This window comes from Plantactinospora sp. DSM 117369, from assembly GCF_053764795.1.
On record NZ_CM132446.1, the window covers coordinates 1,175,999 to 1,188,788 of the forward strand.

11 protein-coding genes and 1 pseudogene are annotated in these 12,790 nt (G+C 72.5%); 8 read left to right on the forward strand and 4 right to left on the reverse strand.

What is annotated here, in order from left to right; translation table 11 throughout:
- Positions 1-54: 54 nt before the first annotated feature.
- Genes ACSMXO_RS05410 through nudC form a run of 3 tightly spaced genes read left to right on the forward strand, consistent with a single transcriptional unit; the run spans position 55 to position 3,658 of the window.
- Positions 55-1,368 carry a M16 family metallopeptidase gene (locus ACSMXO_RS05410; protein WP_455416909.1) on the forward strand — a complete coding sequence of 438 codons (1,314 nt, stop codon included), beginning with the start codon at positions 55-57 and terminating at the stop codon, positions 1,366-1,368.
- Positions 1,365-2,690, forward strand: a complete 1,326-nt coding sequence (locus tag ACSMXO_RS05415; RefSeq protein WP_455416910.1) for a M16 family metallopeptidase — start codon at positions 1,365-1,367, stop codon at positions 2,688-2,690. The genes ACSMXO_RS05410 and ACSMXO_RS05415 overlap by 4 nt, the downstream gene beginning before the upstream one ends.
- Positions 2,687-3,658 carry an NAD(+) diphosphatase gene (nudC, locus tag ACSMXO_RS05420; RefSeq protein ID WP_346262058.1) on the forward strand — a complete coding sequence of 324 codons (972 nt, stop codon included), beginning with the start codon at positions 2,687-2,689 and terminating at the stop codon, positions 3,656-3,658. Before ACSMXO_RS05415 ends, nudC begins: the two co-directional genes overlap by 4 nt.
- 282 nt (positions 3,659-3,940) lie before the next feature.
- On the opposite strand, the pseudogene ACSMXO_RS05425 reads toward nudC, so the two are convergent.
- Both ACSMXO_RS05425 and ACSMXO_RS05430 read right to left on the reverse strand, forming a co-directional pair.
- Positions 3,941-4,174 (reverse strand): annotated as a pseudogene (locus tag ACSMXO_RS05425) (hypothetical protein); the annotation flags it as partial.
- A gap of 365 nt (positions 4,175-4,539) precedes the next feature.
- Positions 4,540-5,514, reverse strand: coding sequence for a helix-turn-helix domain-containing protein (locus tag ACSMXO_RS05430; RefSeq protein WP_346262057.1), 975 nt, complete (start codon positions 5,512-5,514; stop codon positions 4,540-4,542).
- A 405-nt stretch (positions 5,515-5,919) separates the two neighbouring features.
- On the opposite strand from ACSMXO_RS05430, the gene ACSMXO_RS05435 reads away from it, so the two are divergent.
- Positions 5,920-7,308: an MFS transporter gene (locus ACSMXO_RS05435; protein WP_455416911.1), complete on the forward strand. Its 1,389-nt coding sequence runs from the start codon at positions 5,920-5,922 to the stop codon at positions 7,306-7,308.
- A 48-nt stretch (positions 7,309-7,356) separates the two neighbouring features.
- Here ACSMXO_RS05435 and ACSMXO_RS05440 read toward each other — a convergent pair whose 3' ends face one another.
- On the reverse strand, positions 7,357-7,602 hold the full coding sequence (locus tag ACSMXO_RS05440) for a mycoredoxin (protein ID WP_278058540.1): 246 nt from the start codon (positions 7,600-7,602) through the stop codon (positions 7,357-7,359).
- A 138-nt stretch (positions 7,603-7,740) separates the two neighbouring features.
- Here ACSMXO_RS05440 and ACSMXO_RS05445 point away from each other — a divergent pair, with 138 nt between their 5' ends.
- The 4 genes from ACSMXO_RS05445 to ACSMXO_RS05460 all read left to right on the forward strand — a co-directional run bounded on the left by ACSMXO_RS05445 (position 7,741) and on the right by ACSMXO_RS05460 (position 11,104).
- Positions 7,741-9,909 (forward strand): ATP-dependent DNA helicase UvrD2, encoded by a 2,169-nt coding sequence (locus tag ACSMXO_RS05445; RefSeq protein ID WP_455416912.1) that lies wholly within the window; start codon positions 7,741-7,743, stop codon positions 9,907-9,909.
- 254 nt (positions 9,910-10,163) lie between these two features.
- Complete coding sequence (locus ACSMXO_RS05450; RefSeq protein WP_455416913.1) at positions 10,164-10,346, forward strand: hypothetical protein; 183 nt, start codon at positions 10,164-10,166, stop codon at positions 10,344-10,346.
- 133 nt (positions 10,347-10,479) lie between these two features.
- Complete coding sequence (locus ACSMXO_RS05455) at positions 10,480-10,845, forward strand: WhiB family transcriptional regulator (protein WP_101369728.1); 366 nt, start codon at positions 10,480-10,482, stop codon at positions 10,843-10,845.
- Between the two features lies 1 nt (position 10,846).
- Entirely contained in the window at positions 10,847-11,104 is a 258-nt protein-coding gene (locus ACSMXO_RS05460) for a hypothetical protein (protein ID WP_346262054.1), read from the forward strand.
- A gap of 116 nt (positions 11,105-11,220) precedes the next feature.
- On the opposite strand, the gene ACSMXO_RS05465 is transcribed toward ACSMXO_RS05460, so the two are convergent.
- Positions 11,221-12,612 carry an ABC1 kinase family protein gene (locus tag ACSMXO_RS05465; RefSeq protein WP_455416914.1) on the reverse strand — a complete coding sequence of 464 codons (1,392 nt, stop codon included), beginning with the start codon at positions 12,610-12,612 and terminating at the stop codon, positions 11,221-11,223.
- Positions 12,613-12,790: the final 178 nt, after the last annotated feature.

Here is a 12,790-nt window from a genome sequence, read left to right on the forward strand (position 1 = left end):
GCGGGTACGCCGAGCCCCGCCACCGGTGGTGACCGGACGCGCTAGGGTCGGTTCGTGGCGGCGGGAAGATCGAGAATTCCAGCGACGAAGCATTCGGTCGAGCGGTTCACCCTCGACAACGGCCTGCGGGTGGTGCTGGCCCCGGATCGCAGCGCCCCGGTGGTCGGCGTGGCGGTCCTCTACGACGTGGGCATCCGGTCGGAACCGGAGGGCCGGACGGGTTTCGCGCACCTCTTCGAGCACCTGATGTTCCAGGGCTCGGAAAACCTGGAGAAGCTGGCGCACTTCCGGCACGTCCAGGGCGCCGGCGGGACCTTCAACGGCTCCACCCACCTCGACTACACCGACTACTGGGCGACGTTGCCGAGCAACGCGCTGGAGCGGGCCCTCTTCCTGGAGGCGGACCGGATGCGCGGGCCGCGGCTGACCGAGGAGAACCTCCGCAACCAGGTCGACGTGGTGAAGGAGGAGATCCGGGTCAACGTGCTGAACCGGCCGTACGGCGGCTTTCCGTGGCTGCGGCTCCCGCCGGTCATGTTCGACACGTTCGCCAACGCGCACGACGGGTACGGCTCCTTCGACGACCTGGAGAGCGCCAGCATCGCCGACGCGACCGACTTCTTCGACCGGTACTACGCCTGCGGCAACGCCGTGCTCGCGGTCGGTGGGGACCTGGACGTGGCGGAGGCGACGGCGCTGATCGAGCGGCACTTCGGGGACGTGCCGGCCCGGCCCGCCCCGGCCCGGCCGGACTTCGCCGAGCCGGACCTGACCGGGGAGCGGCGCCAGGCGTACACCGACAAGCTGGCGCCGCTGCCGGCGGTGGCGGCGGCCTGGCGGGTACCGGACCCGATCGGCGACTTCGCCGGCTACCTGCCGTACGTGGTGCTGGCCGAGGTGCTCACCGACGGCGACGCGTCCCGGCTGGTGGAGCGGCTGGTGTTGCGGGACCGCACGGTGACCAGCGTCGGCGGCTACCTCGGGCTGATGGGCGACCCGTTCGACGTACGGGATCCGACCGCGCTGGTGCTGCAGGCCCATCTGCCGCCGGGCGGCGCGGTGGAGAAGGTGCTGCAGACCATCGACGAGGAACTCGACCGGCTCGCCACCGACGGGCTGGCCGCCGACGAGCTGGCCCGGACCCAGGCCCGGATGGCCACCCACCTGCTCCGGGAGACCGACGCGGTGCTCGGCCGGACGCTCCAGATGGCGGTACTGGAGCAGCAGCGGGGTGATCCGGAGCTGCTGGGCGAGCTGCCCCGGCTGGTCGGCGAGGTCACCGAGGAGCAGGTGCGGGCAGCGGCCGCCACCCTGCGACCGCAGCGCCGGGCCGCCGTCGAGGTCGTTCCCGGTGGAGGTGTCAGGTGACCGTCCGTACGCTGCCCCCGCTCGGGCCGAACCGCAAGCTCAAGCTGCCCCGCGAGGTCGAGCACACCCTGCCCAACGGGCTGACCGTGATCGTGCTGCGCCGGCCGGCGGTGCCGCTGGTGGAGCTGCGGCTCTGGGTGCCGTTCGGCCGGGCCCACCTGGCCCGGGGCCTGATGATGTCCCAGACGCTGCTCTCCGGTACCGAGACGATGACCTCGGTGCAGCTCGCCGCCGAGTTGCAGAAGGTGGGCGGCGGGCTCTCCGCCGGGGTCGACGCAGACCGCCTGATGATCTCCGGCACCGGCCTCTCCACCGGACTGAACCGGATTCTGGAGCTGCTCGCCGAGGTGGTTACCGGGGCGACCTACCCGAACGACGAGGTCGCCACCGAGCGGGCCCGGCTGATCGACGGGATCCGGATGGCGCAGAGCCAGCCGACCCACCTGGTCCGCAAGGCGCTGCTGAAGCGGATGTACGGCAAGCACCCGTACGCGGTGCAGACCCCGGAGCCGGAGCAGGTCGAGGCGGTCCGGCCGGCGGCGTTGCGCAGCCTGCACGCCGCCCGGGTACGGCCGACCGGGGCGATCCTGCTGCTGGTCGGCGATGTGCAGCCGGCGAGGGCGCTGGACGCGGCGGAGCGGGCGCTCGGCGGCTGGACCGGGGACGGCGCCCCGGGTGAGCTGCCGCCGACCCCGCCGCTGGAGCCGGGGCCGCTGCTGCTGATGGACCGGCCCGGCTCGGTGCAGTCGTCGGTCCGGCTGGCGCTGCCGGCGGTGCCGCGTACCCATCCCGACCACGCCGCGCTGCAACTGGCCAACCTGGTCTTCGGCGGCTACTTCTCGTCCCGGTGGGTGGAGAACATCCGCGAGGACAAGGGCTACACGTACGGGCCGCACTCCACGATCGAGCACTCGGTCGCCGGGTCGACGCTGGTGGTCTCGGCCGAGGTCGCCACCGAGGTGACCGGGCCGGCCCTGCTGGAGACGATCTACGAGCTGGGCCGGCTGGCCTCGCTGCCGCCGAAGGAGGACGAGCTGGAGCAGGCCCGCCAGTACGCCCTCGGCACCCTCCAGCTCGGCATCTCGACCCAGGCCGGGCTGGCGGCGGTGGCCAGCGCGTACGCCGGTTCCGGGCTGCGGCTGGAGTTCCTGGCCGAGCACGCGGCCCGGCTGGCGAAGGCAACCCGGGACGACGTCGCCACGGCGGCGGCGAAATATCTGGCTCCGGCCCGGGCGGTCACGGTGGTGCTCGGCGACGCCGGCCAGGTCGAGGCGCCGCTCGGCGTGCTGGGACCGGTCCGGACCGAGGCCGCGGGATCGTGACCTCTGGCCTACCGCCGACGGACCTGCCGGCCGGTCATCCACCGCTGGCCCGGTCCACGCTCGACCGCGCCGCGCACCGGCGTACCGACCCGCGGTGGCTGGCCGACGCCTGGCAGCGGGCCCGGGTGCTGCTGGTGGATGTGGCGAACGGCGGCCGGACCCTGGTCGGCTCGGTCGGCGACAAGCCGGAGCTGATCCTGCTCGGCCCGGACGCGGCCCGGGACAGCGCCCCGGGCGCCCGGCTCTTCCTCGGCGTCGAGCCGGACGGGGTACCGGTCTTCGCGGTCGACGCGCCGCTGCCGGAACTGGCCGGCACCCGGCCGGCGAACCTGCGCGAGGTCGGCCACCTGCTCAGTGACCGGGACGCCGGCCTCTTCACCACCGCCGTGGCGCTGGCGAACTGGCACGCCCGGCACCTGTACTCGTCGCTGACCGGGCTGCCCACGGTGGTCGGGGACGCGGGCTGGTCCCGGCGGGACGAGGCGGGCAATCAGCTCTGGCCGCGTACTGATCCGGCGATGATCGTGCTGGTGCACGACGGGGTCTCCGGCCCCGGCGGGCGGTGCCTGCTCGGCAACAACGCGGCCTGGCGGTCCGAGCGGGACCTGCGCCGGTACTCCTGCCTCGCCGGCTACGTGGAGCCGGGCGAGTCGGCCGAGGACGCGGTGGTCCGGGAGGTCACCGAGGAGGTCGGCCTGGTCCCGCACCACATCGGGTACGTCGCCAGCCAGTCCTGGCCGTTCCCGGGCTCGCTGATGCTGGGCTTTTTCGCCCTCGCCGACCCGGAGCGGCCGATCCGGCTGGATCCGGCGGAGATCGCGCACGCGGGCTGGTTCAGCCGCCGGGACATCGCCGCGGTGCTGGCCGGGCAGGCGGTCGAGGTCGGTGACGGGCTCCGGTTGGCGTTGCCACCGCCGTCGTCGATCGCGCTGTTCCTGATCCGCAGTTGGCTGGAGGACGGCCGGTAGTCGGGCCGGGCCGTGCCCAAAATCTTGGCCCGCGACCGTCGTTGCCGCGACGATCACGGGCCAAGATCATAGGCCGTCGCTGCCGGGCCAGGCATGGTACGTGGCGGGGGACGCCACCCGGACGACGACGGTCGTCTAACCGAACCTCGACTGCGGGCCGAGGTTTCTGGGTTGCGGGTCCCCGTCGGCCGGCGGGCCGAACTCGGCCGGTCTGTGGGGGTCGCCCGGCAGGACCCGGTCACCGGCCTGGTCCCGGAACGGGCTGTTCCGCTGCCGCCGGTCGGGCTCGCCCACCGGCACCACCTTGACCCGCTGGCGTCCGGACCGGACCGCGCCCACACTGGACAGCGCCCGGGCGAGCAGCAGGGCGGCGTCCCGGTCCTCGGCGCGGACGATCTGACGGCGCTGCTCCGGGGAGGTCTGCTCGTCGCGGAGGCGCTCCCCCTGCGCCCAGGCAGCGGCCAACTCGTCGTCAGCGGCAGCACGGATGTCCGTGCGAACGATTAGAAACCGCATGGGTGTCTCCGAAGGCCGGTGACGGACGATGATCCTGCGATTACCTAACGAAGCCATTACGTGGAACTTCCACGTCCCCCTTCGGCTATGTTCACCCATTCTTGGCCGGTGGGCAAGTGAAACGCGCCGATTGGAGTAGTTGCTCGTCCGATCAGGTGACGCTGGGTCAACGCCTTGCCGGTGAAACGCGAGGTCAGCACGTGGTTGACCGGAGCAGTCCGGCGATGCGACGGCGAGCCCGGGTCGGCGCCGTCGCGGGTACGGCGAAGCCGCCGGCTCCCGGAGCGGGAGCCGGCGGCTTGTGACTCGTGTGTGTACGGTTGCTGGCCCGGATCGGCCGGCGCCCGAGGCGAGCTCGGCCGGGACTACTGTTCGGTCAGCCGGCCGGAGCGGCGACTCCGCTGGGTGGGCGGCATCCCCGGGTCGCGGCTGGCCGGCTTCCGGGGGGCCGACGAGCGCTGCCCCGCCATGTCGGTCAACCAGGTGATCGTCTCGTCCGGACTGAGCGCCGCCTCCTGGAGCCACTCGAAGACCATCGAATAGGTGGCGATCTCCTTGGGGTCGGTCACCATCAGGTTGGTGGCCAGCCCCTCGATCGCCAGGGTCTCCGGATCCTGCGGCTCGGCGAAGCGGTAGAGCGAGAACCCGGTGTGCGGCAGGTACCAGTCCGCGATGGTCTGGTCGGTGAGCAGCACCTGGAGCGTCACGTTGGGCAGCCCGGCGAGCTTGCGCAACTGGATCAGTTGGGCGCGCAGCACCTCGCGCGGGCCGGCCCGGCCGCCGAGCGCGGCCTCCTCGATCACCGCCGAATAGCGGGGCGGCTCGGGCTCGCGGGTGAGCAGCGACTGCCGGGCAAGCCGGGCCGCCACCTCGGTCTCGGCGTCCTCGGTGTCGTCGGTGTCGGGGTCGTCCACGAGTTGCCGTGAGGAGAGGATCCGCAGGTTGACGTACGCCTTGGTCTGCAACAGACCCGGCACGATCACCGGGCTGTACTCGCGGATCTCCGCGCAGCCGGCCTCCAGTTCGGCGTAGCCGCGCTGCCGCGGCGTCATCGTCGCGTACGAGCGCAGCCAGCCCCGGATGTCGCCGGCCTCGTTGGTGATCGCGGTCAGCTCGTCCCGCAACGGCCCGGTGACCTTGTAGAGGTCCAGCAGGTCGAGGACGTCGCGCAGGTCGGGCCGGCTGCGGCCGTTCTCCAGCCGGGACAGTTTGGACGCCGACGCCCAGCCCACCGCCTCGATGACCTGGTCGCCGGTGAGCTTGGCGGACTCCCGCAGCTTGCGCAGTTCCGTGCCGAGCCTGCGCCGCCGCAGGATCGGGCTGGGTTGAGCAGGAGGCACTGGATCCTCGCTCTCGATCGCTTCGAGCCCGTCGCCGGGCAGGTGCGGACCGTCCAGGTCGCGCCCCCGGCGGTCCAGTATGCCGCCCGTTCTTCACGGCGTGCCGTCGGACGGTGACGGCGTGTCTAAATGGAGAGGGCTTTCCGGGACGCTTCCGGCCCTGCCGTCGGATAGCCGATCGAGCCCCGCGCGCGACCAGCCACCCCCACCACCATCGACTGCGACGAATGCTCACAACGACGACCGCGCCGTACGCCACCGGAGAGAACGCGCCCCCAAACCAGTACGGCGAACAGCCGCCGCGGGCGACCCGGCGTCCGCGATCCACCCGGCGGCGATCACGTTGACCTCCGGGTGTCCGCGGTCCCCGAGCGGCTCGCCGCCACCTCGAAAGGGACCCCTCGCATGCGAACCATCCTGCGTCGCCCCGACTTCCGGCTGCTCTTCGCCGGGCTCGTGTTCAGCATGACGGCAGAGTCGATCATGCTATTGGCGCTGGCTGTCTGGGTGAAGGACCTGACCGGTTCGGACGGCATGGCCGGCGCCACCATCTTCGCCATGGTCGCGCCGATGGCCCTGGCCCCGATCGTCGGCTGGGTGGTCGACCGGTTCCGGCGACGCCCGTTCTTCCTGGTCGCCAACCTCGCCACCGCGGTGGTACTCACCCCGCTGTTCCTGGTCCGGGACCGCACCGACGTCTGGATCATCTACGTGGTGGGCGCCCTGTACGGGCTCTCCTACGTCGCCCTCGGCGCGACGCTGAACGGGCTGATCAAGCAGATCGTGCCCGAGGAGCTGATGGCCCAGGCGAACGGCGCGCTGCAGACCGTCAAGCAGGGACTCCGGCTGGTCGGCCCGCTGGCCGGGGCGGCCCTCTACACCGGGGCGGGCGGCTGGACGCTGCCGACGGTCGGCATGATCGGTTTCGTCGCCGCCGCCTGCGCGGTCTCCGCGCTGCGGATCGCCGAGCGGAGGCCCGGTCCCGGCCAACTCCGTTGGGTGACCGAGGTCGGTGCGGGACTGCGACACATGCTCGGCGAGCCGGCGTTGCGCCGGGCGGTCGTCGGCGCCGCGCTGGCCGTACTGGTGATGGGGTTCAGCGAGTCGCTGATCTTCGCGTACGTGGACCAGGGGCTGGGCCGGGAACCGGGCTTCGTGGGGGTGCTGGTCACGGTGCAGGGCATCGGCGGGGTGCTCGGCGGACTCTCCTCCCCGGCCGTGGTGCGCCGGTTCGGCGAGCTGGCCGCGCTGGCCGTCGGGGTGGCGCTCTTCGCGCCCGGTGCGCTGCTGCTGGCGTACCCGACGATCTGGCTGGCCTTCGTCGCCCTGGTGCTGCTCGGCTTCGGCCTGCCGATCGCGTTCGTCGGGTTGAACACGCTGATCCAGCGCCGCACCCCGGGTCCGCTGCTCGGCCGGGTCGCCGCCGCCTCGGAGGCGCTGATCAGCGGCCCGCAGGCGATCTCGATCGGCACCGGCGCGCTGCTGGTCGGCTTCGTCGACTACCGGCTGCTCTTCGTGGTGATCGCGGTGGTGATGACGATGGCGGCCGGATACCTCTGGGCGGGTCGGGGGCTCTCCGCGCCGCCCGCCACGGGTACGGCGGCCCGACCCGGCGGGCCAGGGGGCGTGCCGGCTCCCGATGTGATCCTGCCCGACGTTCCACCCGCCTCGGGCGTGCCCGCCGTGGCGCCGATCGGCGACGGCGTGACCGCCGACCCGGTCAGGCCGCCGGTGCTGCCGGCCGACGGCCGGTCCTCGGAGGCGTCGCCGACCCCGGGACGCCGGCCCCGCTGAGTGACGCGCGGACGGCGGTGGGCCGCGCCGGGCCCACCGCCGACCGGGTCAGCTTCCGGCGAGCGCGGCCAGGTGCTTCTTGACGTCGACGATCGACGGGTTGGTCAGCGCCGAACCGTCGTCGAAGCGCACCGTCGGTACGGTCTGGTTGCCGCCGTTGACGCTCATCACGTACTCCGCGGCGGCCAGATCCTGCTCGATGTCCACCACCGTGTAGCCGATGCCCTCCCGGTCCAGCTGTGACTTGAGCCGGTGGCAGTAGCCGCACCAGGACGTGGAATACATCGTCAACATCGTCGAGACCTCCGCGGTGCTCAATCGTTCCCAGCCAGGCCCGGCCGGTTCGGCCCCGGTCGGACGTTGGATCGGACGGGTTGTCGATCACACAGGCTAAAGGTGCAACGTCGGGAGGGGCTGCCATGATTCCTACCTGTGGCGGCTGACTCTCGCGTGGAACGGATCCTGGCCGGACTCGACCCGGAACAGCGCACCGCGGTGACCGCTCCGGCCGGGCCGGTCTGCATTCTGGCCGGCGCCGGCACTGGCAAGACCCGGGCGATCACGCACCGGATCGCGTACCGGGTGACGGCGGGAGAGGTCGCCGCCCGGCATGTGCTCGCGGTCACCTTCACCGCCCGGGCCGCCGCCGAGCTGCGGGCCCGGCTCGGCGCGCTCGGCGTACCGGGGGTGCAGGCGCGGACGTTCCACGGTGCCGCGCTGCGCCAGGTGCGGTACTTCGCGTCCCGGCTGCTCGCCGGCCGGGAGATGCCCGAGCTGCTGGACAGCAAGGTCCGGCTGGTCACCCTGGCCGCCGCCCGGGCCGGGCTGCGCACCGACCGGGCCGCCGCGCGGGACCTGGCCGGCGAGATCGAGTGGGCCAAGTCGTCCCTGGTCGAGCCGGGGGAGTACGTGGTGGCGGCGGCCAAGGCGCTGCGCGAGACGCCGCACGATCCGGCAAAGGTGGCCGAGGTCTACGCCGGCTACGAGAAGGTCAAACGCGCCAACGGTGTGATCGACTTCGAGGACATGCTCCGGGCGGCGGTGTGGGGGATCGAGGAGCACCCGGACGTCGCGGAGCAGATCCGGGCGCAGTACCGGCACTTCGTCGTCGACGAGTACCAGGACGTCAACCCGCTCCAGCAGCGCCTGCTCGACGCCTGGCTGGGCGGCCGGGACGACCTGACCGTGGTCGGCGACGCCAGCCAGACGATCTACTCGTTCACCGGTGCCACCTCGGCGTACCTGATCGACTTTCCCCGGCAGCGCCGGGACGCTGTGGTGGTCCGGCTGGTCCGGGACTACCGCTCGACCCCGCAGGTGGTCGGGCTGGCCAACGCGGTGATCAAGCAGGCCCGGGGTGCCGAGGCGCGGCTGCGGCTGGAACTGGTCGGGCAGCGACCGCCGGGTGCCGAGCCGGACCTGCGGATCTTCCCGGACGAGCCGGCCGAGGCCGCTGCGGTGGCGGTGCGCTGCCGTGACCTGATCGCCGCCGGTACGCCGGCCCGGGAGATCGCCGTGCTGTTCCGGACCAACGCGCAGTCCGAGGCGTACGAGAAGGCGCTGGCCGAGGCGGAGGTGCCGTACCAGGTCCAGGGCGCCGAACGCTTCTTCGAGCGGGCCGAGATCCGGCAGGCGCTGGTCGCGCTCCGCGCCGCGACCCGGTCGACGCCCGGGGACATGCCGCTGGTCCCGGCCGTGGTCGAGGCGCTGTCCGCGGTCGGCTGGGCGCCCGACCAGCCCCCGCCGGGCGGCGCGGCCCGGGAGAGCTGGGAGGCGCTGGCCGCCCTGGTACAGCTCGCCGAGGAGTACGCCGCCACCCCGGTCGTGCTGCCGATCGGCGAGGCGGCCAGCGTGGAGCGGCCGGTGACGCTGGCGGACTTCTGCGCCGAGCTGTCCCGGCGGGCCGCCGCGCAGCACGTGCCGACGGTCGAGGGCGTGACGCTGGCCTCCCTGCACTCGGCGAAGGGGCTGGAGTGGGACGCGGTCTTCCTGGTCGGGCTCTCCGACGGCACGCTGCCAACCAGCTACGCCAAGACCGTCGAACAGGTGGAGGAGGAGCGCCGGCTGCTCTACGTCGGGGTGACCCGGGCCCGCCAGTGGCTCTGGTTGTCGTACGCCTCGGCGCGCTCGCCCGGGGGCCGGGCCCGGCGGCCGTGCCGGTTTCTGCCCCAGTTCGACCGTTCCGGCGGTGGACGCACCGTCGAGGCGCCCGGCGGCAGTCGGAAACCCGACCGTCGACGTACCCAGGTCCTCTCCTGCCGGGTCTGCGGGGCGACCCTGCTGGCCGGCGCGGACCGCAAACTCGGCCGCTGCGCCACCTGCCCGTCCGATCTGGACTCCGAACTCCTCGACCGGCTGCGTGACTGGCGGGCCCGGGTCGCCGGGGCGCAGAAGGTGCCCGCGTACGTGGTCTTCACCGACGCCACCCTGCTCGCGCTGGCCGAACGCCGCCCCAGCCGCCCGGCGGAACTGCTGGCCATCGCCGGGATCGGCCCCCGCAAGGTCGCCCTGTACGGCGACGCCGTGCTCGCCCTGATCGACGGCGTCCGGGTCGACGACGTGCTGCTGACGGCGGAGCCGACCGAGCCGGCGCCGGGCTGAGCCGAGGGGTCATCGGCGGGCGTCAGAAGAAAGTTGCGAGATCTCGCCGTAATTCGTTTGCCCTCGTGCCCGGAGGAGGAATAGCCTCATGGCACACCTCGCGAGCGGCGGCTTTCTGGCTGCTCAAGAGGGGGATGAGTCCGATGTTGGCGACGAGCGAGAGTCAGGAGGTGGCCCCAATGGGGACGACCTATGTCACCCAGCGACCGTGGGCGCTGCCTGCTGCCCCAGCTCCGGTGTCAGAGGTCGGCTGCATGCTGATCACTGAACTCCTCCAGCACTCGCAGGCGCACCAGGCCCTGATCCAGGCCGAGCTGGTTCAGGCCCCCGCGTCCGCGCAGCGCCAGGGGACCAATGGATTCACGGGCAATGGCATCCGCGTCGGCGTCAAGCGGATGGATGTCAGCGGGGTTCCACCTCGAGGGAGACCGGTCTAACACAGACCAGCCGGCTCACCTCGAGGCCGCGGACCCCGTACACCGGGATCCGCGGCCTTAGTCATTTCCGCACTGCCGAAGTAAGTCGGAACAGCGATCTACGAGATCGAAACGAGAGAGAGGTGACCGGGCGATGAGTCTGGCGTTGGCCCCCCTCGACGCGAACGTCGAGCTGGAGGCGAACCTGCCCTGCCGGAAGTTCGACCCCGACCTGTGGTTCGCCGACTCGCCTGCCGAGCTGGAGCTGGCCAAGTCGCTCTGCGGGGACTGCCCGCTGCGCGTCGAGTGCCTCGCCGGTGCGGTGGAGCGGGAGGAGCCGTGGGGCGTCTGGGGCGGCGAGATCTTCGAGCGTGGCGCGGTCGTTCCGCGCAAGCGGCCCCGTGGTCGCCCGCGCAAGGAGGACGTCGCCCGTGACGCGGCGCTGCGGGTCGAGGCCCAGGCGCGGCTGGCGGCCAGTGGCCTTGCCGAGTCGCGCAGTGCGGTCCGGTTGGCGGCCTGACATGAACCCGATCCGTACGAACGCCGGTCTGGTATCGGCGCCGGATACCGCGATGGCCGCGGTGTCGAAAACCATCACTGCCATGCCCATCCGAGACGGAGCCACCAAGATGCATCTCATCCACGAAGCGTTGTCACGGGCTCGAATGCGCCTGCCTCAGGCCGGTCGTAGCACCACGAGCACTGAGGCAACCCGATCCGCCCGCACCATCGCGCTGGAGGCCCGTCGCCGGGCCGCCCGCGAGCTGGGCATCCTGTGAGCCGTCGGCCGAGGCCGTCGGTAGGTAACCGAATCTGACATCCACACAGCCGGGCCGGTCCCGGCGGGGGTACGCCCTCCGCCGCGACCGGCCCGGCGTTGTTATGCGACTGCCGGTCAGGCCACCGGGGCGAACCCGGGCAGCCAGCGCTCCACGATGCCCCGGTAGGGCGCCTTCGCCTCCAGCTGGCAGAGCACCCCGATCGAACCGAGCGTCACCCGGTGGATCAGCAGATACGACGGCGGCAGGTTGAGCTGCCGCGAGAGCTGGTACGCCGGGGAGCGCGGATTGGCCAGCCGGGCCGCCTCGACCCGCAGCCACGCCCGGGTGAACTGGAACTCCTCGACCGAGAGCGGTTGCAGGATCGGCATCAGGAAGTCGAGTACCGCCTGGGCGTCGATCGGGGAGTCGAGCCGGATGAAGCCCTCCTCGCGCAGCCCGGCGACCACCGCCTCGGCGTCACCGGCCAGGGCGAGCCGGACCAGCCGGCCGATCGGCTCCGGGTGCCCACCGGGCAGCCGGGCCACCGCGCCGAAGTCGATCACGCCGAGCCGCCCGTCGGGCAGCAGCCGGAAGTTGCCGGGGTGCGGGTCGGCGTGCAGCAGCCCGGCGCGCATCGGCGCCGAGAAGTGCAGGGTGGCCATCAGCCGGCCGGCCTGGTCCCGGTCGGTCTCGGATCCCGAGTCGATGATCGCTGACAGCGGGGTGCCCTCGACCCAGTCCGTGACCAGCACCCGGGGCGCGGCCGCGACCACGCCGGGGACGAAGATCTCCGGATCGTCGGCGTACGCGGCGGCGAAGACCCGCTGCGACTCCGCCTCGAGCTCGTAGTCCAACTCCTCGCTGATCCGCTCGCGCAACTCGCTGAGCAGCGGTTTGATGTCCAGGCCGGGCTGGATCGCCCGGAACATGGCACCGAGCCGGGAGAGCTGCTTCAGGTCGGAGAGCAGCGCCGGGCCGGCGCCCGGGTACTGCACCTTGACCGCGACCGGTCGACCGGCCGGGGTCGGCGTACCCGTCTTGGCCGCCGCCTTCGCGCCGCGCCGCCGGACGGCCGGCGTGCCGCCGCCCTCGACCTTCCAGATCGCCCGGTGCACCTGGCCGATGCTGGCGGCGGCAGCCGGCTTGTCGTCGAACTCCACGAACAACGACCGCCAGTCCGGCCCGAGCTGCTCGGCGAGCACCTTGTGCACGCTGGCCGCCGGCAGTGGCGGGGCCGCCTCCTGGAGTTTGGTCAACGCCTGCCGGTACGGCGCCGCGACCTCCTCGGGCAGGGCCGCCTCGAACACGGACAGCGCCTGTCCGAACTTCATCGCCCCGCCCTTGAGCTGGCCCAGCACGCTGAAGAGCTGCTCGGCGGTGCGTTGCTGGATCTCGTTGGAGATCACCTCGGAGGCGAGGCCGGTGACCCGCTTGCCCACGCCGAGGACGGTCCGGCCAGCGAAGCCGAGCGGCAGAGCGGCGAGCTTGGCGGTCCGGGAGACGGCGCGGCGCGGGATGTCGGTCACCAGATCATTGTTACCGACTCGACGAGATCCGGTCCGCCGTCAGCGGGTGGCTCAGGCCACGTCCTGGTCGCCGTCGACCGGCCACCGCCCGATCCGGGCGGCGGAATCCGCCCCACCGTCCCCCGGCGTACCCGGCTGGGCGCGGCCGTCGCGCTGGTCCGGTGTTCGTGCGACCCGG

What these genes read in the sequence shown, in the direction of transcription:
- ACSMXO_RS05435 (WP_455416911.1), top strand. Translation starts at nt 5,920, where the DNA reads ATGCGAACCATCCTGCGTCGCCCCGACTTCCGGCTGCTCTTCGCCGGG.
- ACSMXO_RS05440 (WP_278058540.1), bottom strand. Translation starts at nt 7,602, where the DNA reads ATGTTGACGATGTATTCCACGTCCTGGTGCGGCTACTGCCACCGGCTC.
- ACSMXO_RS05450 (WP_455416913.1), top strand. Translation starts at nt 10,164, where the DNA reads ATGCTGATCACTGAACTCCTCCAGCACTCGCAGGCGCACCAGGCCCTG.
- ACSMXO_RS05455 (WP_101369728.1), top strand. Translation starts at nt 10,480, where the DNA reads ATGAGTCTGGCGTTGGCCCCCCTCGACGCGAACGTCGAGCTGGAGGCG.
- ACSMXO_RS05460 (WP_346262054.1), top strand. Translation starts at nt 10,847, where the DNA reads ATGAACCCGATCCGTACGAACGCCGGTCTGGTATCGGCGCCGGATACC.